This is a genomic window from Rhizobium tumorigenes (assembly GCF_003240565.2).
Classification (GTDB): domain Bacteria; phylum Pseudomonadota; class Alphaproteobacteria; order Rhizobiales; family Rhizobiaceae; genus Rhizobium; species Rhizobium tumorigenes.
Window position 1 is genome coordinate 3,499,507 of record NZ_CP117255.1, and the last position, 19,228, is coordinate 3,518,734.

19 protein-coding genes and 1 pseudogene are annotated in these 19,228 nt (G+C 61.2%); 7 read left to right on the plus strand and 13 right to left on the minus strand.

Going from position 1 to position 19,228, the window contains the following annotated elements; genetic code table 11:
- Position 1 precedes the first annotated feature (1 nt).
- The 4 genes from PR017_RS17020 (at position 2) to PR017_RS17035 (ending at position 2,573) form a co-directional block, all read left to right on the plus strand.
- On the plus strand, positions 2–1,036 hold the full coding sequence (locus PR017_RS17020; protein ID WP_111216145.1) for a FecCD family ABC transporter permease: 1,035 nt from the start codon (positions 2–4) through the stop codon (positions 1,034–1,036).
- Positions 1,033–1,794, plus strand: a complete 762-nt coding sequence (locus PR017_RS17025) for an ABC transporter ATP-binding protein (RefSeq protein ID WP_111216146.1) — start codon at positions 1,033–1,035, stop codon at positions 1,792–1,794. The genes PR017_RS17020 and PR017_RS17025 overlap by 4 nt, the downstream gene beginning before the upstream one ends.
- 111 nt (positions 1,795–1,905) lie before the next feature.
- Positions 1,906–2,178, plus strand: coding sequence for an AbrB/MazE/SpoVT family DNA-binding domain-containing protein (locus PR017_RS17030; RefSeq protein ID WP_111216148.1), 273 nt, complete (start codon positions 1,906–1,908; stop codon positions 2,176–2,178).
- Complete coding sequence (locus tag PR017_RS17035; RefSeq protein ID WP_111216149.1) at positions 2,175–2,573, plus strand: type II toxin-antitoxin system VapC family toxin; 399 nt, start codon at positions 2,175–2,177, stop codon at positions 2,571–2,573. The genes PR017_RS17030 and PR017_RS17035 overlap by 4 nt, the downstream gene beginning before the upstream one ends.
- 268 nt (positions 2,574–2,841) lie before the next feature.
- Here the strand turns inward: PR017_RS17035 and guaA are convergent, their stop codons facing one another.
- From guaA to PR017_RS17055, 4 genes are all read right to left on the minus strand, one after another.
- Positions 2,842–4,404, minus strand: coding sequence for a glutamine-hydrolyzing GMP synthase (guaA, locus tag PR017_RS17040; RefSeq protein WP_111216151.1), 1,563 nt, complete (start codon positions 4,402–4,404; stop codon positions 2,842–2,844).
- A gap of 94 nt (positions 4,405–4,498) precedes the next feature.
- A complete protein-coding gene (locus PR017_RS17045; protein WP_111216153.1) occupies positions 4,499–5,140 on the minus strand; it encodes a 5'-methylthioadenosine/S-adenosylhomocysteine nucleosidase in 642 nt (213 codons plus the stop codon).
- Positions 5,137–5,586 (minus strand): PaaI family thioesterase, encoded by a 450-nt coding sequence (locus PR017_RS17050; RefSeq protein ID WP_111216155.1) that lies wholly within the window; start codon positions 5,584–5,586, stop codon positions 5,137–5,139. Before PR017_RS17050 ends, PR017_RS17045 begins: the two co-directional genes overlap by 4 nt.
- Before the next feature lie 68 nt (positions 5,587–5,654).
- On the minus strand, positions 5,655–6,107 hold the full coding sequence (locus tag PR017_RS17055; RefSeq protein ID WP_111216914.1) for a TspO/MBR family protein: 453 nt from the start codon (positions 6,105–6,107) through the stop codon (positions 5,655–5,657).
- Between the two features lie 120 nt (positions 6,108–6,227).
- Between PR017_RS17055 and PR017_RS17060 the strand changes: the two are divergent.
- Positions 6,228–7,305 (plus strand): annotated as a pseudogene (locus PR017_RS17060) (DUF2252 family protein).
- Positions 7,306–7,320: 15 nt separating this feature from the next.
- On the opposite strand, the gene PR017_RS17065 reads toward PR017_RS17060, so the two are convergent.
- From PR017_RS17065 to PR017_RS17080, 4 genes are read right to left on the minus strand one after another with little or no spacing between them, the layout of a single operon-like run.
- The gene (locus tag PR017_RS17065; protein ID WP_206423104.1) at positions 7,321–8,466 is read right to left on the minus strand and encodes a DUF1513 domain-containing protein; all 1,146 of its coding nucleotides are present in this window, start codon (positions 8,464–8,466) and stop codon (positions 7,321–7,323) included.
- Complete coding sequence (locus tag PR017_RS17070; RefSeq protein ID WP_111216158.1) at positions 8,414–9,517, minus strand: imelysin family protein; 1,104 nt, start codon at positions 9,515–9,517, stop codon at positions 8,414–8,416. The genes PR017_RS17065 and PR017_RS17070 overlap by 53 nt, the downstream gene beginning before the upstream one ends.
- The gene (locus tag PR017_RS17075; RefSeq protein WP_111216160.1) at positions 9,517–11,058 is read right to left on the minus strand and encodes a di-heme oxidoreductase family protein; all 1,542 of its coding nucleotides are present in this window, start codon (positions 11,056–11,058) and stop codon (positions 9,517–9,519) included. Before PR017_RS17075 ends, PR017_RS17070 begins: the two co-directional genes overlap by 1 nt.
- Positions 11,059–11,101: 43 nt before the next feature.
- Complete coding sequence (locus PR017_RS17080) at positions 11,102–12,331, minus strand: imelysin family protein (RefSeq protein WP_111216916.1); 1,230 nt, start codon at positions 12,329–12,331, stop codon at positions 11,102–11,104.
- 259 nt (positions 12,332–12,590) lie between these two features.
- On the opposite strand from PR017_RS17080, the gene PR017_RS17085 reads away from it, so the two are divergent.
- Complete coding sequence (locus PR017_RS17085; RefSeq protein ID WP_206423108.1) at positions 12,591–13,094, plus strand: HPP family protein; 504 nt, start codon at positions 12,591–12,593, stop codon at positions 13,092–13,094.
- A 1-nt stretch (position 13,095) separates the two neighbouring features.
- On the opposite strand, the gene PR017_RS17090 is transcribed toward PR017_RS17085, so the two are convergent.
- The 5 genes from PR017_RS17090 to PR017_RS17110 all read right to left on the minus strand — a co-directional run bounded on the left by PR017_RS17090 (position 13,096) and on the right by PR017_RS17110 (position 18,112).
- Positions 13,096–14,385, minus strand: coding sequence for an RsmB/NOP family class I SAM-dependent RNA methyltransferase (locus PR017_RS17090; RefSeq protein ID WP_111216163.1), 1,290 nt, complete (start codon positions 14,383–14,385; stop codon positions 13,096–13,098).
- Positions 14,386–14,514: 129 nt separating this feature from the next.
- A complete protein-coding gene (locus PR017_RS17095) occupies positions 14,515–14,877 on the minus strand; it encodes a septal ring lytic transglycosylase RlpA family protein (RefSeq protein ID WP_111216165.1) in 363 nt (120 codons plus the stop codon).
- 492 nt (positions 14,878–15,369) lie between these two features.
- Positions 15,370–16,242, minus strand: coding sequence for an SDR family oxidoreductase (locus tag PR017_RS17100; protein WP_111216167.1), 873 nt, complete (start codon positions 16,240–16,242; stop codon positions 15,370–15,372).
- Positions 16,230–17,408, minus strand: a complete 1,179-nt coding sequence (gene queG, locus PR017_RS17105) for a tRNA epoxyqueuosine(34) reductase QueG (RefSeq protein WP_111216168.1) — start codon at positions 17,406–17,408, stop codon at positions 16,230–16,232. The genes PR017_RS17100 and queG overlap by 13 nt, the downstream gene beginning before the upstream one ends.
- 11 nt (positions 17,409–17,419) lie before the next feature.
- A complete protein-coding gene (locus PR017_RS17110; protein ID WP_111216170.1) occupies positions 17,420–18,112 on the minus strand; it encodes a glutathione S-transferase family protein in 693 nt (230 codons plus the stop codon).
- A 275-nt stretch (positions 18,113–18,387) separates the two neighbouring features.
- On the opposite strand from PR017_RS17110, the gene PR017_RS17115 reads away from it, so the two are divergent.
- Positions 18,388–19,185 carry an undecaprenyl-diphosphate phosphatase gene (locus tag PR017_RS17115; protein ID WP_111216172.1) on the plus strand — a complete coding sequence of 266 codons (798 nt, stop codon included), beginning with the start codon at positions 18,388–18,390 and terminating at the stop codon, positions 19,183–19,185.
- Positions 19,186–19,228: the final 43 nt, after the last annotated feature.

Consider the following 19,228-nt stretch of genomic DNA (forward strand, 5'->3'; position numbering starts at 1 on the left):
CATGACACGCCGGTCTTTGAGACAGCTTGCGACAGTCAGCCTACTGGTGCTGGCGTCGCTCGCCGCCATAGGCATGGTGGTCGGCATCAGCGTTGGTATCGGTGACCTGCCGATCCCGCTTGCGACGACGTTTGCTGCTGTCACGAACCGCCTCGGCCTGACGGCGATCGAACTCAACCGCATCCATGAAACCGTGATCTGGGATTACCGCCTCAGCCGGGCGCTGGTGGCGGCATTCTGCGGTGCGGGGCTGGCTCTGTCAGGGGCCATCATGCAGTCGCTGCTGCGCAATCCGCTGGCAGAACCTTATGTGCTCGGGATTTCGGCCGGCGCCTCCACAGGTGCAGTTGCCATCGTCATTCTCGGCATCGGATCGGGCGCCGTGTCGCTTTCGGCAGGCGCCTTTGCCGGTGCTTTTGCGGCCTTCCTGTTCGTGGCGCTTCTGTCGAACGGCGCGCGCGGCGGCGCCGACCGCACGATCCTTGCAGGCGTCGCCGCCTCGCAGCTTTTCAACGCCACCACATCCTACATCGTTACCACTTCGGGCAATGCGCAGCAGGCGCGCGACGTGATGTTCTGGCTGCTGGGCAGTTTTGGCGGAGTGCGCTGGCCGGAGCTGACGCTGGTTTCCATCGTCATAGGCATCTCGCTTATTGCCTGCCTTGCCTATGCGCGCGTGCTGGATGCCTTCGCCTTCGGCGACGAGACAGCCTCATCGCTGGGGGTGAACGTCAGTCGCGCCCGGATCGTCCTGTTTGCCCTGACGGCGGTCATGACGGCAACGATCGTCAGCATGGTCGGCTCGATCGGCTTCGTCGGCCTCGTGGTGCCCCACGCTGCGCGCTTCATCGTCGGGCCGCTGCATATCCGGCTGCTGCCTGCATGCGCCATCTTCGGTGCGATTTTCATGGTGTTGGCGGATATCGCCTCGCGCGTGCTGATCCCCCATCAGGTCCTGCCGATCGGCGTCGTCACCGCGCTCGTCGGCGTGCCCGTGTTTTCCTTCATCCTCTACCGGTTCCAGCGCGCATCATGAGCATTACAGCTGAAAATCTCACCTGGAGCATCGGCAGGAAGACAATCCTGGACGGCATCTCTTTCAGTGTCCGATCAGGCAAGATGTTGGGCCTGCTCGGCCCCAACGGCTCCGGCAAGACATCTCTGCTGCGCCTGCTGGCGGGCCTCAAGCAACCGGATACGGGGCACGTCACACTCGACGGGCAGGACATCGGCACGGTCAGCCGTCGCAACATCGCCCAGCGCGTCGCCTTCGTTGAGCAGCATGCCACCACCAATGCCGGTCTTCGGGTCATCGATGTGGTCAAGCTCGGCCGCTTTCCCCACCGGTCGATGTTTTCGGGCTGGTCGATCGCAGACGAGGAGGCGGTGGAAGCGGCCCTAGCGCGCACAGGCATGGGGGAGAAGCGCCAGGACCGTTGGCATAGCCTCTCCGGCGGTGAACGGCAGCGCACCCAGATCGCCAGGGCACTGGCACAATCGCCGAAAGAACTCATCCTCGACGAGCCGACGAACCACCTTGATATCCAGCACCAGATCGGCCTGCTCAGGCTCGTCTCCAGCCTCCCGATGACCAGCATCATCGCGCTCCACGACCTGAACCACGCCGCCATGTTCTGCGACGAACTGATCGTCCTGGAGCGCGGAAAGGTCGTGGCCTCAGGCACGCCTGAGAAGGTGTTGACGGAGACGCTGCTGCGTGAGGTATTCTCCGTCGAAGCCAGGATCGAGCCGTCGCCGCACACCCAGAGGCCACACATCCATTATCTCGGGTAGCGGTCTCTCGATAGGGCCCATCTAGCGACTTTTGACAAACCGCAGAAGTATCTTGATAGTAATGTATATTTGCATTACCATAGGGCAGATGCAACAATAGAGAATGTGGTGATGGCATCGGTATCGCAGGCGGTCACGGTAAAAGGTCAGGTCACGCTGAAACGGGACTTGCTGAACCATCTCGGCATCAAGCCGGGTGAGCGGGTCGATTTCGAAAAATTGCCCGGTGGCGAACTGCGGCTGCGCGCTGCGCGCCCGTCCGGCACGATCGACGACTTCCTTCATTCGCTCGACGGCAAACTAAAGCTGAAGAAGCCGATTTCGATTGAGGAAATGAATGAGATTGCGGCGGCGGGTTGGGCCGGCCAACTGGACGAAAAATGAAGATCACGGCCGATACCAACGTCCTTGCGCGTGCGATCCTGCGCGACGATCCAGCCCAAGCCGATACCGCCCGCAAGCTGCTCAGAGAGGCGACGTTGATCGCGGTTTCGGTGCCGTCGCTATGCGAACTGGTTTGGATACTGCGGCAAGGAGCCAAATTGCCGAAAGAGGATGTTGCGGCCGCGATCCGGGCGCTAATGGACGCCGGTAATGTCGTGCTGAACCGCCCCGCCGTTGAAGCCGGCCTTGCGCTGCTTCAGGCCGGCGGCGACTTCGCCGATGGAGTCATGGCGCACGAAGGCAAATGGCTTGGCGGCGAAACCTTCGTGTCGTTCGACAAGCAAGCGGTTGCGCTGCTTTCCAAGCAAGGCGAAGCCGTACAACTTCTCACCTGAGGGCAGGGCGAATATTTCATCCGCGTGCAGTCGCTAGCCGAGGCATGAACAGGGGTCGAACGAGTCGTAGAAGCGACCTGCGGCGAACAAAATTAGCCAAATAGGCTTGCGTTCATTTGAGCCGCTCTGCATGCCCGATCCCAGATGGGATCGGCATTTTTTCAATTGTACGCCATCCAACTATCATAAAATGTGCAATTGATGACCCGGGTAAAATGGCTGAACATTCTTATTTACGTCAATAAAGTCAATGGGTTATTTGATGATCTCATTCCCACTCGATGGTCCCGGGTGGCTTGCTCGTAACGTCATAGACGACGCGGTTGATGCCGCGGACTTCGTTGATGATGCGGGTGGCGGCGCGGCCGAGGAATTCCATGTCGTAGTGGTAGAAATCGGCCGTCATGCCGTCCACAGAGGTGACGGCGCGCAGTGCGCAGACGAATTCGTAGGTGCGCCCATCGCCCATGACGCCGACGGTCTGTACCGGCAGCAATACGGCGAAGGCCTGCCAGATGGCGTCGTAGAGGCCCGCCTTGCGGATTTCGTCGAGATAAACGGCGTCGGCTTCCCTCAGGATTTCCAGCTTTTCGCGCGTGATGCCGCCGGGGCAGCGGATGGCGAGCCCCGGGCCGGGGAAGGGATGGCGGCCGATGAAACTGTCGGGCAGGCCAAGCTCCTTGCCGAGCACCCGCACTTCGTCCTTGAACAGTTCACGCAGCGGTTCGACTAGCTGCATGTTCATCCGGGCAGGAAGCCCGCCGACATTGTGGTGCGACTTGATGGTGACGGACGGGCCGCCGGAGAAGGAGACGCTTTCGATGACGTCGGGGTAGAGCGTGCCCTGTGCAAGGAAATCGGCGCCACCGAGCTTCTTCGCCTCGGCCTCGAAGACGTCGATGAACAGCCGGCCAATCGTCTTGCGCTTGGTCTCCGGGTCGCTCTCGCCTTCCAGCGCATTGATGAACATGTCGGACGCATCCACATGCACCAGATGCAGGTTGTAGTGCTCCTTGAACATGGCGACGACATCGGTCGCCTCGTTCTTGCGCATCAGGCCGTGGTCGACGAGGATGCAGGTCAGCTGGTCGCCTACGGCCTCGTGGATCAGCAGCGCCGCAACCGAGGAGTCGACACCGCCGGAGAGGCCGCAGATGACCTTGCTGCTGCCGACCTGCGCACGGATCGCCTCGACTGCCTTGGCGCGATAGGCCGACATCGTCCAGTCGCCCTTGAGGCCGGCAATGTTGTGGATGAAATTGGCGATGAGCTTGGCGCCATCGGGCGTGTGGACCACTTCCGGATGGAACTGCACGCCGTAATATCTCCGCTTCTCGTCGGCGATGAAAGCATAAGGCGCGTTCGACGATGTGGCGATGACCTCGAAGCCTTCCGGCAGCGCGGTCACGCGGTCGCCGTGGCTCATCCAGACCTGGTGGCGCGAACCGGAGGACCAGAGGCCCTCGAACAGCTTGCAATCCTGGTCCACCTCGAGGAAGGCGCGCCCAAATTCGCGGTGATGGCCGCTTTCGACCATGCCGCCGAGTTGCATGCACATCACCTGCTGGCCGTAACAGATACCGAACACCGGAAGGCCGCTGTCGAAAATGATCTGCGGTGCCCGGGGCGAGCCTTCGTCGACCGTCGACGCCGGGCTGCCGGACAGGATGACCGCCTTTGGGTTCAGCCGGTGAAAGGCTGTTTCGGCGGACTGGAAAGGGGCGATCTCGCAATAGACGCCGGTTTCGCGGACGCGCCGGGCGATCAGCTGGGTTACCTGGCTGCCGAAATCGACGATGAGAACGGTATCTGGATGAACTGTCTGGGTCATGGCGAGCCTTTAGAGAAAAGCCTTGCTTCATGCAATCGGGCAATGCCGGCAAGCTTTAAAAATATTGTCCCGATTGTCCTTGGCAGCAGGGCTTTCAGAACCAGAAGACACCGTCCTCGAGCGCCGCAAACAGGCTGTCGACGGCATAGGAGAGTTTGCGGTCGACGATGTGCAGGTACTCTGTCCAGCCGCTGATATGCTGCAGCTCGACGATGCCATCAGATATGCCGCGCAGCCCGATAAGCGGCAGGCTGTAGGTCTGGCAGGCGCGCAACACGGCGAAGGTCTCCATGTCGACCATATCGGTGCCGATGGCGGCATAGGCTTCCGCCCCCGAGATGACATTGCCGCCGGTCGACAGGCTGGCCGTCGGCACTGCCGGGATACGCAGCGGCAGTTCGACTGACGCAGGCAGATCGAGGAACGGCGTGCGTCCGCGCTCGAAGCCGAGTGGCGAGGCATCCATGTCGCGGTAGGAAACCGAGCTGACCTGGTAGACCTCGGTCTGTTCCAGCGTTGCAGAGCCGGCTGAGCCAAGCGAAACAACGAGATCTGGCAGTTCGTCGCGGGCGTCAAGCTGCGCAAGCGTCCGGGTGAGCGCAATCGCTGCCTCGACCGGACCGACGCCGGTCATCAGCGGCTCGATGCGGGAGCGCAGGAACGGCCCGTATTCCGCCTCTGCCGCCATCACGAACAGGATCGTCTTGCCGGAAACGGATTTCAGTTCGAAGGTCATCCCGAAATTCCTTCCCTGCCGCGGATCACCATCATCGTGCCGGTCATCGAGGCGATCAGCTTGGCCGGTCCGTCGCCGATGGCGTAGCCGCGACCGTCGGCGACGATGATCGTCGTGCCCGGCTTGGTGACTTCGCCGCGAAACAGGAAGCGCTCGCCGCGGCCCGGCGACATCAGGTTCACCTTGAATTCGATGGTCAGGATGGAAGCCTCCGGATCGATGACGCTGTAGGCGGCAAACCCACAGGCCGAATCCAAGGCCGCAGAGATGATGCCGGCATGTAGTATGCCGTGCTGCTGCGTCAGCTTGATGTCGAAGGGTAGCTCGATCTCGACCATGCCGTGCTGGACACGCGTGAGCTCGGCGCCGATGGTTTCCATCGCTGCCTGCTTTTCGAAGCTGTCGCGGATCCGCTGCCTGAAATCGCCGCTGCTGCCATCGTTCATGCCATGCCCTCGTTGTCACGGGAAAGTGGCATGGCTGCCGGTGTCAGACAAGCGGCGACGGGGCAATTTCAGTTGAGATAGGCTATGGAAGCGTTCAGCACTGTCGCAAAGGCAACCCAGGCGGCATAGGGGATGAACAGCAGCGCCGCAATCCTGTCGCGCTGCCAGCGGTTGGCGATGAAGGCGAGGATGACGATCAGCATCCCGAGGATGATGAAGAGCGCGATCAGCGGCTTCTCCAGGCCGAAGAAAAACGGCGACCAGAGAAAGTTGAGCGCCATCTGCACAAACCAGAGCTTCATGCCGTCTGTTTTTGGCCCCATAAACCATGTGCGTGCACCGGCAATGCCGATGAGGACGTACAGCGTGGTCCAGGCAGGGCCGAACAGCCAGTTCGGCGGATTGAACGGCGGCTTGACCAGCGACTGGTACCAGGCGCCGGGCAGATTGAAGAAGCCGATTGCCAGTCCTATCCCGAGAACGGCGACGATGAAGACGATATAAGTCGATGCTTTGTTCATGGCGATCAACATAAGGTAGCGGCGCGTGTCCGCCAAGCGTCATCCCTTGCCTGTATGCATTCACGGCTGCACGGTTGCGTGTGGGTGCGAAAATTGACCGAAGTTGGAATGGAAAGTGTGATGGCTAGCATCTTGCAGTCGACTGAATCTTACGAGACGTGGCTGCGGACGGCGCTGCCGGGAGAAATTGTAGAGGCCGATCTCGCCGTAAAGCATCAGAAGATGAAGAGCGGCAGCTTCGCATTCCTTCGCGCCACCTACTGGCGCTGGGCTGAAACCATCCTCGATCTCTGCCCCGAACTGGCATCGGCGCCCGAGGTGCTGGCGATCGGCGATACCCATCTGGAAAACTTCGGAACGTGGCGCGATTGCGAAGGCCGGTTGGTATGGGGCGCCAACGATTTCGACGATGCAGCGACCATGCCCTATGTGCTCGATCTCGTTCGTTTGACGACGAGCGCCATTCTCGCCCGCAATGCAAGCTCGCCCTACCACGGCCATTGCCGCCGCTATCCTTGCCGGCTACCGACGCGGACTGGGTCGCCCCATGCCCGTTATCCTCGAGCGGGACTACAAGTGGCTGCGAAAGGCCGTCATGTTGTCCAACGGCGAGCGCAAGGATTTCTGGGAGAAATTCACAGAATTGCCGACCTGCACCGCGCCGCCGCGGCAAAAATACCTGGAAGTGCTCCGTGGTTCGCTGCCGGAGCATACGCGTGAATTTGTTATAAAGCCCCGCACTGCCGGCACGGGAAGCCTTGGTCGTCCACGCTTTGTGGCGATGGTGGATTACTGGCGCGGTGGCCCGGTCCTCAGGGAAGTCAAGGCGCTCGCCATGTCCGCCTGGTCGCTGTGCCACGACCCCGCCAACACCGCCATTCATGCCGGAATTATCGCTGACGGCCGGGCCCGTTCTCCCGATCCGCAATACAGGATCACCGGAGACCTCCTTGTTCGCCGCCTTTCGCCGAACAGCCGCAAGATCGAGGTCGATGGCGATCTCGACACGCTGCTTTCGCCGGACATGCTCGACCTCATGGGTTTCGAGATCGCCAATTGCCATTCGAACGACGTGTCCGTTATCCCGGCCATCCTCGCCGATCTCGATGCGCGCGGCGATGCGTGGCTGCGTGCGGCGGCGAAGACGGCGGCGGCCGCGGTTGCGGCAGAGCAGGCCGAGTATGCAGCAGCTGGCTGAGTTTGTGGCAACCGGCTACACCGGCCGGCCGATCCTCACGATATGCTGGTCCCAGGCAACATCGCTACGGGCACCACCGAAAGTGCCGTCGTAGGAGGAGACTGCAAAGCCATGCGCCCCGGGCGCAATACCGGCGGCATTGTCGATGCTCTCGACTTTCAATACGACACCTGTGCGGCCGTCGAGTGTCACGGCTGTGCCGTTGACGGGCGAGGTAACGCCGACCAGATGTTCATGCCGGTTGACGGCAATGGCGCCGACATAGTTGCCGAGTGCCCGCGTCGTGTCGTCAGGCAGCGTCACGAACGTGAGATCCTCGCCCTTTGCGAAGTGACCGACGAGAGGCGGCAGCGAATTGCGCGGGCCCTCGTACTGGCAGGCAAACCAGATCCTGCCACTGGCATCTATGTCCACGTGACGCGTCGACACCTGGGCATATTCCGCCGGCAGGCCATGTTTTTCGACCAGTGTCCCGGTGGTCGCGTCGATCAGCGTCAGCGACGGTTCCATGTGGTCGAGATTGAGCTTCGTGCGGCCGAATTCCGGATGGGTCTCGATGCCACCGTTGGCAACGACGATGAGACGGCCGTCGTCCGACACCGTCATGTCGTGCGGCCCGGTGCCGAAGGTCTGGTATTCGCCAATGCGGGAGAACCGATTGCGGGCGTCGTAGAGGCCGATGACGCCGCGGTTGTTGTCGAAGTCGTTTTCGCTGGCATAGAGCAACCGGCCGTCCGGAGAAAATGTCCCATGGCCGTAGAAATGGCGCCCCTCAGCGGCGGCGATAACGATCGGCTCGGCGTTGCCGAAAGGATCGAATATCATCGCGTATGTGCCGGGGCGGCGGGCAAAGGCTACGGTGTGGCCGGTCGCTTTCGAAAAGGCCATGCCGTGGGCGCGGGCGGGAAGGGCCACGCGATCGACGATCTCGCCGCGCTCGGTCACGGTCGCCACGGCAAAGGAGCCGTCGGCCGCGCGCATGCCGGATGCATAGACCGCATCGGCCCGCTCCAGCGCCATCAGCGCGCCCGGTCGCAGGCAGGCGAGGAAACCGATCCCGGCAGCCTTGACGAATTGTCGGCGATCGATCAGCGCGCTGCGCAAGGCCTCAGTCTCCGTCGGCAAACGAAAAGCCGGCCGACAGACCGATGTCCACGCCATAGCCGTCGGAGAGATCGGTCGCCAGCAGGCGGGCTTCGGCAAGCAGCGTATCGATCTTGCCACGCTCAGAGGGGTCGGCGATTGCGGCTTCGATATCGGGATTGATCGAGCCTGCGGTGGCGATCAACTGGCTCAGTCTCGTGTCTATCTTTGCAGCGATATCGTGTTTGCCCGGCGGCAGGAGATCGGTCATGCCAGCTTTCTGCCAGAGCGCCTGCAAGCCTTCGAGGTTGGCCTTCACCGAGGGCCAGGTGTTTCGGGAGCGCCAGTAGATGGCCATGTGCGGTCGGGCCGCCGCAGGGTCGCCCTTGTAGAAGGTCTCCAGCCGCTGGTCGCGGACGTTCTCAGCCCCATGGACAAGGATGCCGAGCAGCGCGGTGATGGCTTCCTTGTTGTCCATGAAATCGTCGCTGGTCTTGCCGGGTGTCTTCCAGGAGGCCTGTACGCCCTTCGGGTCGTCCCATTCGGCTGAAATATCGCCGGAGACCTCTTCGATATTGCCGGCGATGGCCGCACCATAGCGGCATCGGAAGCCGTTTTTATCGGTGGCAAGCGTCTCGGAGCCATTGCCATACAACACGTATTCCAGCGCAGTCAGGCTCTGCAGCGCGACGCTCTTGGCGGCAACACCGGCAACTGTGGTGTCCTTCTCGTCCGCCTTGGCGATAAGCGCCTGCACCTGCTTCATGCCGATGCCCTTGCGGTCGGGGTAAAACAGGATGTGCTCGAAGCGGTTCTTGTCGAGAACCGGGCCAACCTGGACAATCTCGATCATGGACCAGGCCGTGATGGTGTCGGCGAAGGCAGCTTTGGCGATCGTCTCCGCCTGCGCCGAGGAATTTTTGCAAAGACCTGTCATCGCGGTCGAAAGCGCATTTGAGGACGCGTGCATCCTTATGTAGCCGGGTCGGATAACGTCATCCACCGCCTTCTGCATGACGCCGGGGACAGCCGCGTCGTTCATGGGACCAGGCGCCGGCGTTTCTGCTTCGACCGGCATAGCAGCTGTTGTCAACAGCATGGCAGCAGCTAGAAATTTCCAAGGGCGCATCACAGGGACTCCACAAAGGTGATCAGGGCTTGCCTATCGTCTTTCGACAGGGATGCAAATGCGTCGCGCGCTTTTGTCGCCTCGCCGCCATGCCAGAGTACGGCTTCGGTCAGGCTGCGCGCCCGCCCGTCGTGCAGGAAGAAGGTATGGCCGCTAACGGTTTTTGTCAGGCCGATACCCCACAGCGGCGGAGTGCGCCAGTCCGTGCCGCTCGCCACGCCGACCGGTTGACCATCGGCCAGACCGTCCCCCATGTCGTGGAGGAGAAAATCGGAATAGGGCCAGATCAACTGGAAGGACTGCGCCTCGGTGCCAGCATCGCTGCGGGTGACGAATTTCGGCGTGTGGCAGGCAATGCAGCCGGATTGGTAGAACATCTCCTTGCCGTGCAGCACGGTCGGATCGCTCGGCTTGCGGCGCGCCGGCACGGCGAGGTTCTCGGAATAGAACGTCATGAGATCGAGCACCGCCTCCGGCGCTTCCGTCGGGCCGAGCCGCTTTTGCACACCGTTCGGCATGGCCAGACATTGCGGCTCCCGGGCCGTGCAATCGCCATAGGCGTTCGGCCTGTCGGGGTTGGAGATGCCGATATCGCCTTCGAGGGCAGCCGAGGACTGGTCGCGCACCGTCGCATTTTGCGCCTTCCAGCCGAAGCGTCCGAGCGCAAGCTTGCCGGTCCTGTTGTCGCGCGCAATCGCCGCCTTGCCCGCAATGCCGTCATGGTCGCGATCGTCGGGGTCCGCATGCGCCAGGATATCGGCATCGGGAATGGCCTCGATCAGCCCAAGCCCGAGCATGGCCGGGGCGACGCGCGCCGAAAGCGTTGTGTCCGGCCCGAGCGGGCCATAGGCGAGATCGGTGGCGGAATAGCGCGGCTGGCGCAGCGATACCGTCTCGCCACCTGCCAGGGTGACGGTATGTTCGGTGTAGGCGACAGCGACCTGGCCCTCGCCGGCAAGCCCCGGCACTGCAGTGTCCTGAAGCTGGGTGCCATAGGTCGCGTCGGGAAAGTTGACGACCCGGGTGTCCGTCACGGCCTCGCGCTCCTCGGCCGTTCTTGCCGGTCGCGCCAGCCTGAGGAACATGGTAGCCGCTCGGCCCGAGGATTCCGGCGGATGGCCACGGCCGTCGTTGATATGACAGCTTTGGCAGGAGCGGGCATTGAACAGCGGCCCAAGTCCATCGGTCGCCTGTGTCGATGACGGCGACGAGACCCAGAGCTGGCGGAAAAGAGAATTACCGAGATGAAAATCGAGCCCGCGTGCCGGATCGAGATTGGTTGGAGGCTGCGAGAAGGCCTGCGTGTTGACGGCAGCAGTCGACGTTCCGGCGCCGCTTTCCATCGTCTCGTAGGTCTCTGCCCGGGAGAAGTCCGTCGTCGGGCGGGTCACGGCCTGCACGCGCTTCAATTGCGCCGGCGTCAGGTCGGTGCGGACCGCAGGTGCATCGATCCCGTCGGCAGCCACCGGCAATCCGCTGCAGCCAAGCGCAGCAGCCAGCAGTGCGAGGGTGAAAATGCGACGGCCAGGATGGTCTGTCATATTGGACGAAAGGGCGGCGGTATTGTGCCGCCGCCCTCCTTCATCACTTCTTGAAGACGGAGCCGGGGTTGTCGAGGCTGTCAGAACCTTCGAGCTTGACCGTCCCGACGTCGAGCGCAGCGATAACCCGCTGGATGCTCTTGGTCTGGTCCAGCAATCCGTCGATGACGCTCTGCACAACGGCGTTGCCCTTGGCGTTGCCTTCGCCGATCATCTGGTCGTACTTCTCGACGGTCTCGCCGCGCTTGACCATCACATCGGACGCCTTCTGGGTGAGGGCGAACTTGGCCATCATTTCCTTGTCGACGGCCTTGTCCTTCTCGGCCACCAGTTCGTGCAGCGAGGGGCCTTTCATCTTGGTACCGTCGATGCGCGTGTAGTTGCCGGTGTAGGCCGATTGAATGCCGACAATGTCGTTGTTGTAGGTGTTGTAGGTATTGTCGGAGAAGCAATCATGCTCCTGCTCCGGGTCGTGCAGCAGCAGGCCGAGCTTCATGCGTTCGCCGGCCAGCTCGCCATAGGAGAGCGAGCCCATGCCGGTCAGGATGGCAACGATACCGGCCTTCGGGTCCTTCTCGTCTTCCTTGGCGGCAGCACCATCAGGCGCCCAGTCGTCGGTCATGGTCTGCAGGTCGGCCACCAGCTTGGTCGATGCCGACTTCAGGTACTCGGCACGGCGATCGCAATTGCCGCCGGTGCAGTTCTTCACGTCGTAGTCCGTGGCCGGACGCTCACCAGCGCCCGGGCCGGTGCCGTGCAGGTCCTGGCCCCACAGCAGAAATTCGATGGCGTGGTAGCCGGTGCCGACATTCGCGTCGACCTTGCCTGCGCTGTTCAGCGAGGTGATGAACTCAGGCGTCAGATGCGACGCGTCGACGTCCTTGCCATCGATCTTGATCGTCTTGTTGGCGATGACGTTGGCGACATAAAGGGCATTTTCGTCGCTTTCCGTGCCGTAGGACTTGTCGACATAGTCGATCAGGCCTTCGTCCAGCGGCCAGGAGTTTACATCGCCTTCCCAGTCATCGACGATCTTGTTGCCGAAGCGGTAGACTTCCGACTGCGAATAGGGAACGCGGGCCTTGATCCAGGCAGCGCGGGCAGCGTCGAGCGTCTTCTTGCTCGGCGTCGCGATCAGGGCATCGATGGCCTTGTCGAGCGTCTTTGCCAGCGTCAGCGAATCCTCGTACTTCGCATGGGCAACGTCTGCATAATGCTTGACGATGGCAGCCTCATCCACCGCAGCGCGGGCTGGAAGTGCGTAGGCGGTCATGGAGGTGGCGGCGAGCGCCAGGGCGGCGTAAAATCTGATTTTCAATATCGTAATCCTCTACAGCGACTGTCTGCGCCATCGGAAACTGGGGCGATGGTTTCATGGCCGAAAAATAAAGTGGTGTCAAACGCTCTAGTTTGGAATGAATTTAAGCACTGCCTGTCCTTAGGATGTCCGAAATGCGAAATGCCTTTGCTTGCAAAGCACGGCGTTGCGGCGCAAAACGCTGCCCAAACCGAAACTTTAGAAGTTCGCCATGATCCATCGGCATTTAAGACACTTCATTCACCGCCACGAGCCCAGGGGCCACTGGCATGGGCAGTTAAAGGCCGGTATCGGCGCCTGCGTCGGCATGCTTGCCGTCGGGGCGTTGGCGATCATGACGGGAATTCCGCTGCTGATCGCACCGTTCGGCGCCACGGCCGTGCTGATATTCGGACAGCCGAAGAGCCCGCTGGCACAGCCTGCCAATGTGTTCGGCGGCTATCTCATTGCCGCCGCCATCGGCACCCTCGCCATGGCCGTTGCGCCCGGCCTCTGGTGGACGGCGGCCATCGCTGTGGGCGTAGCGATCGGAGCCATGCAATTGCTCCGCGTCACCCATCCGCCGGCCGGCGCGGTGCCATTGGTGGCCTTCGCCTCCCACCTGTCGGCGGGTCTGTTATTCACTGTCGTCGTGGTCGGCGCGCTGGCATTGATCGCCATTGCCGTTCTGCATCATGCCATCCCGCCGAAACATCAATATCCGCTAAGGGTGGATTAAATTACGGATTGCGACGCATCCGGCAGAAGAAAAAGCCGTCTGTATCGGTGGATGCCGGCGTCAGAGTGATCGTCTTGCCATCCGACGAGCGCGGCTGTTGTGCGTCCGCACCGAACAGCGCTGCCCACGAGCTCAGGGACTCGATGATTTCGAATTGCGGATTGTCGGTGGTAAAACGCAGCACCTGTGCCTCGTTTTCTTCCGGAAGAACCGAGCAGGTCACGTAAATAAGGATGCCGCCCGGCCGGACATATTCGGATGCCTGCAACAGGGCGTCGTGCTGCTGCCCGATGCGCTCGTCGAGGTTCTTCTGAGTCAACCGCCATTTGGTATCGGGGCGACGTCGCCAGGTCCCGGTCCCGGTGCAGGGAGCATCGACCAAAACCTTGTCGAAGCGACCGACGAGCCCCGCAAGACTGGTCTTGTCGTCATGCACCTGAACGTTGCGGGTGCCTGCGCGCTTGAGACGCTCGATGATGGGCGCCAGTCGCTTCCGATCGGAGTCGTAGGCATGCACCTGGCCCTTGTTGTTCATCGCCGCAGCCATGGCCAGCGTCTTGCCGCCGCCACCGGCGCAATAGTCGAGAACCTGGTCGCCTTCCGCCGGCATGACCAGATCGGCCACGATTTGCGAGCCTTCGTCCTGGACTTCGAACCAACCCTTCTGGAACGAAAGCTCGGCCGTAACGTTGGGAAGACGGGAAGCACCTTCGCCTGCGGCAATGCGGATACCGTATCGAGCGATTTTGGCGGGGTGGGCGCCCACCCGTTCAAGCGCCTTGGTAGCCTTTTCCCGGGAAGACTTTAGTGCATTGGCGCGAAGATCGAGCGTGGGACGCTCGGCCAGCGATTTTGCCTCGGCCAGCCAGTCGGAACCAAATGCCGTTTCGAACGACGCCTGCGTCCATTCTGGGATGTCACCCTGGATATAGCCTTCCGCATCGGCTAGCGAGCGGCTTGTAAATGCGGCGACCGAGGCATCGCTCAGCGGTTCAGGCGCAAATCGGTCGCCTTCTGTTTCCGCTGCCAGGCTTTCGTGTGTAACACTCCATTGGCGAAACAGCACGGCATGGGCAAGAGCGGCAGGGCCGTCATCGTCCATAAGGTAGGCATGGGATAGACGCATGCGAAGCGCGTCGTAGACGATATTTCCGATTGCAGCCCGATCGCCCGATCCGGCGAAACGGTGACCCAATCCCCAGTCCTTCAGCGCGTCGGCGACAGGTCGCTTGCGGGCCTCGATGTCGGCAAGGATCTCAATGGCCCCTTGAAGCCGGCCGCCCAGACGCATGTACTCTTCTCCCGGATGTCTCGGTCCCCGTGACGTACTCGACCATCGTCGGGTTGCCAGCAAGGGGATGTCTCAAGCGGCTAGGTAGCCGCGATTGACGCGGAGAGCAAGCTTTGGCGCAGATACGTCTCAGGTGACAACCGAATAGCAGATGCTGGCGGTGCCCGAAGCAACCATGCCGATGTCCTGTGCGGCAGCGCGGGAGAGGTCGAGGACCCGTCCCCGGATGAACGGACCGCGATCGTTGACGCGGACGACAACCGTCTTGCCGTTGTTCTTGTTGGTAACGCGGATACGCGTTCCGAAGGCCAGCGAGCGATGGGCAGCGGTCAGCGTCGAAGCATTCATACGTTCGCCAGAAGCGGTCTTGGAATGTGCTGCATACCAGGATGCGCCTCCACAGCCCGTTGCTGCTGATGCTGTAATAGGATTGATAACAACGCAAGCTGATATAGTTGCGGCGATCGCTATAATGCGGGAGATAATATTCAAAACAGATTTACCCTCGACGTTGTTGAGCGCCGTGCTTGAACGACGAGGGGCTTAAATCCGGCGAAAAATGGCGAAAAAGTGCCGCCGTCGATCACGGAGTATTACATTGCGTAACATTCGTTGTGAAGCCGACAAAGGAAGATCTGAATCAAATTGTTTGGTTTGTGGAAAAAAATGAATGAAATCAGGGAGAAATCAGACGATTATTCTGCCGGCTCAGGTGCGGGCAGGGAGATCACGATATTTCTGAAATTTCTTTTGCGCGAGCGTCATATTCGTTGCCTTAGTTGCGCAAATTTAGAGGCCGTTAACCGTTGCTATCAGCACTTTTCATCCACAAAAGCTTCTAAGTAGGAAAATTCAACCCTTTGGATCGCATGCGATCCATGACTTTTCCAGCGATGTCGGGTGCGTTGCGCTTGGGAGAAAATGCGGGTCTCGTCAATCATGACGCGAAAAAAAGCATTCGCTCGCCCATGGGCGAACGCGGATTCAGCCGCGCCAACGACCAGATGACCAGAGTTCGGCAAGCGATGCGCGGTACTCGGGATGGCTGAAGTGGAAGTCCAGCGCCTTCAGCCGGCCATTCGATACACGCTTGTTCTCGCCATAGAAGGACCTCGCCATGGGGGATAGTTCGGCCGTCTCGAACGGTGTTTCCGGCGGCGGGGCAATGCCCATGAGCTTTGCCGCTTCCGCCACGATGTCCTGCGGTGGGGCGGGTTCGTCGTCGGTGACATTGAAGATGCCGCCAATGCCGCGATCTGCGAGGAAACGGCTGGCGGCGCCGATGTCTTCAACGCGGATGCGATTGAATACCTGGCCCGGTTTCACGAGCCTGCGCGCCGTGCCCTTTTCGAGATTGCAAAAGGCGTTGCGGCCTGGACCATAGATACCGGAGAGCCGCAGCACGGCTGTCGGCACCCCGAGTTTGTCGCCGATGGACATCCATCCGTCCTCGGCAGCCACCCGCTCGACGGATCGGTCGGACACCGGCCTTATCGACGTATCCTCGTCGATCCATGCACCCTTGTGGTCACCATAGACGCCGACGGTCGAAAGGTAGCCGATCCATTGCAGGTCGGGCATCAGCGTCGCGATGCGCTCGCCCGCCAGCCGAATCAGTGGATCCCCCGCCTGCCCGGGCGCAATCGACTGCACGAGGTGTGTCGTCTTCCTCATTTCGTCGAGAAGGCGCGGGTCCAGCATTTCGCCGTCGAACAACAGGCCCGAAATGCCTTGCCGTTCAAGGCCCAAGCGCTTTTCCTCTGTGCGTGTCGTACCGACGACGGTGTTTTGCGGGCCCGAAAAACTTTTGGCGATGGCTGTGCCGGAATAGCCGCAGCCGAAAATCATTGTGTGCATGACATCATCCTTGCAGCGCGCCACTCCTCGCGCACCTCTTCGTCGAGATCGTCCGGCCTTTCTGCCGCAAATCGCGCAAACTCGCCAGCCGTCATCAGTCGGCCCAGGGCCCAGGCCGCCATGCCGCGCACGATGGGCGCGCTGTCGTCGGCAAGCCGCCGGCATGGCTCGATCAATGTCCCGTCGTGCGAATTGCCGGCAGCGATCAGAACGTTACGCGTAAACCTGTCGCGGCCGATGCGCTTGATGGGCGAGCCGCTGAAAAAGCTGCGGAAGGTTGCGTCGTCAAGGCCAAGCAGGAAGGCGATCGACGGCTCCCGCAGATCTTCCCGTGCCACCAGCTTCATCTCGGAGGCGCTTGCTGCAAACTTGTTCCAGGGGCAGGCGGCGAGGCAGTCGTCGCAGCCATAGATGTGGTTGCCGATCAGCGGCCGCAGTTGTCTGTCGATCGGCCCTTTGTGCTCGATTGTCAGGTAGGAAATGCAGCGGCGGGCGTCGAGCTGATAGGGAGCCGGAAAGGCATCGGTGGGGCAGGCCGTAAGACAGGCGGTGCACGAACCGCAGTGGTCGCTCTCCGGCTCGTCGCTGCCAAGGTCTGCCGTGGTGAACATCGAGCCGAGAAACAGCCAGGAGCCATGCGTACGACTGACGAGGTTGGTGTGTTTTCCCTGCCAGCCCAGCCCGGCTGCTGCCGCCAGCGGCTTTTCCATAACCGGCGCGGTGTCGACGAAGACTTTGACGTCTTCCTTCGAGCGCGCTGCGAAACGGGTGGCAATCTCCTTCAGCCGCCCCTTGATGACGTCGTGATAATCGCGGTTGCGGGCATAGACCGAAATCGCAGCCTTGTCCGGCTTGCCAAGGATGCCGCGTGGATCTTCGTCCGGCCCGTAGTTCAGTCCGAATACGACGACCGAGCGCACGTCCGACCAGAGAGCAGCCGGACTTGCCCGACGCTCCCGTGTCTCCGCCATCCAGTCCATCGTTCCGTGGAAACCTTCGTCGAGGTATATGCCGAGCCGCGGGCCGGCCTGCTGAATGGAGTCCGGACCGGTAATCCGACAGAGATCGAACCCCAGTCGTCGCGCTTCCTCCTGCAGGAATGTCTTCAGGCTTCGGCCCGCCGCCTTGTCGGGCCTTGTCGACGGATTTTCGGTCGCCTCCGGCATGGCGCGCCCCGTTAGAAGTCCAGGTCTGTATAATGGGAGACCGGCGAAAGGCCGCGGACGCGCTCGGTGAGCAGGGGCCGGAAGGAAGGCCGCGATTTCAGGCGCTGGTACCAGTCCTTGACGATCGGCACCTCGGCCCAGGCGATCTCACCCATGTAGTCGAGTACGGAGATCGAAGATGCGGCGGCGAGATCGGCGTAGCTCATCCGCTCGCCAGCCAGCCACTGGCGCGAACCTGCAAGCCAGGTCACGTATTTCAGGTGCTGGCGAATATTGGCGCGGGCTGTCCGCATCATTTTCGAATCGGGAGCGCCGCCGCCTTGGGCCGCCGTCATCTGCAACTTGTAGACCCGTTCGCGCGCGAGAGGCCGTGTTACGTCTTGCTCCATTTTTAGAAGAAACCATTCCGTCAGCCGGCGGATTTCGGCGCGCTGGAAGGGGTCTTCGGCAAGCAGGCGCCGGTCGCGTTTCAGCACACCATGCGTCTCGTCGAGATATTCCGAAATGACGGTAGCGCCGCACAATGCCCGCATGCTGTCGTCGACATAGACCGGCAGTGTCCCGGCCGGGTTGAGCGCCAGGAAATCATGACGCTTTTCCCAGGTCTGTTCTTCGATCAGATCTGCATGGAACCCGTATTCCGACAGGATCAGGCGCACGAAGCGAGACGCGGATGACATGGAATGATGATAGAGAGTCGGCATGTAAACTCTGAACTGTGGGATTGATGAAGGGCTTGGGCGTGGCTTGTCGTGTGGCTGCCCTAGTCATGACTTGTTTGTTGCAGCTATAGAAGTTTGGTCCCGGCAACACAAGCCAATCGGACCACCCGCCCTTTGACATAGGACACAAGATGGCTGAAGAAACTATCAAGGGCCGATAGGCGGCCCTATCGACAGCGCATCATATCGATAAAAACGGACCCCGTTTTTGCCCCCGCCCACCCTCCAATCGAGCGAATCCCAACTGGAGACTATTCATGGACTACATCAATGCTGCGCTTCTTGGCATTATAGAGGGTATCACCGAGTTTCTGCCGATCTCGAGCACCGGCCACCTGATCATCGCCGAGCAATGGCTCGGCGCCCGGTCGGAACTTTTCAATATCGTCATCCAGGCTGGTGCCATTCTCGCCGTGACTTTCATCTACTGGCGCCGGTTGATGGATCTGGTGCTCGGCTGGCGGGATCCACGCAACCGCTCCTATGCCGCCAAGCTGATCGTCGCCTTCCTGATCACTGCGGTGCTAGGGCTGATCGTCAAGAAGTTGGGCTTCGAATTGCCTGAAACAGTGACGCCAATCGCCTGGGCACTGATCGTCGGCGGCATCTGGATGATCTTTGCCGAGTGGGCTGCAGCCCGTCGGCCACAATACAAGAGCATCACCTGGTACGTGGCGATCCTCGTCGGCATCGCCCAGATCGTCGCCGGCATCTTTCCCGGCACGTCGCGCTCGGGTGCAACGATCTTCGTTGCCATGCTGGCCGGTACCGGCAATCGTGCCGCCGCGACCGAATTTGCGTTCCTGGTCGGTATTCCGACGATGTATGCGGCCAGTGGCTATGAGTTGCTGAAGACATTCAAGGACGGCGGAGCGGCAGGCGAGGATTGGGGCGCTCTGGCGATTGCCTTCATCGTCTCGACGGTCGTCGCCTTCGTCGCCGTCAAGTGGCTGCTCTCTTACATCCAGAGCAACCGGTTCACGGTGTTTGCCGTGTATCGCATCATTCTCGGCGCGATCCTGCTCGGTCTGGTAGCAGGTGGCATCGTCCGCTGATCAATGGCTTCCAGCATTCGCGCCCGATGGCGCGGATGCGACA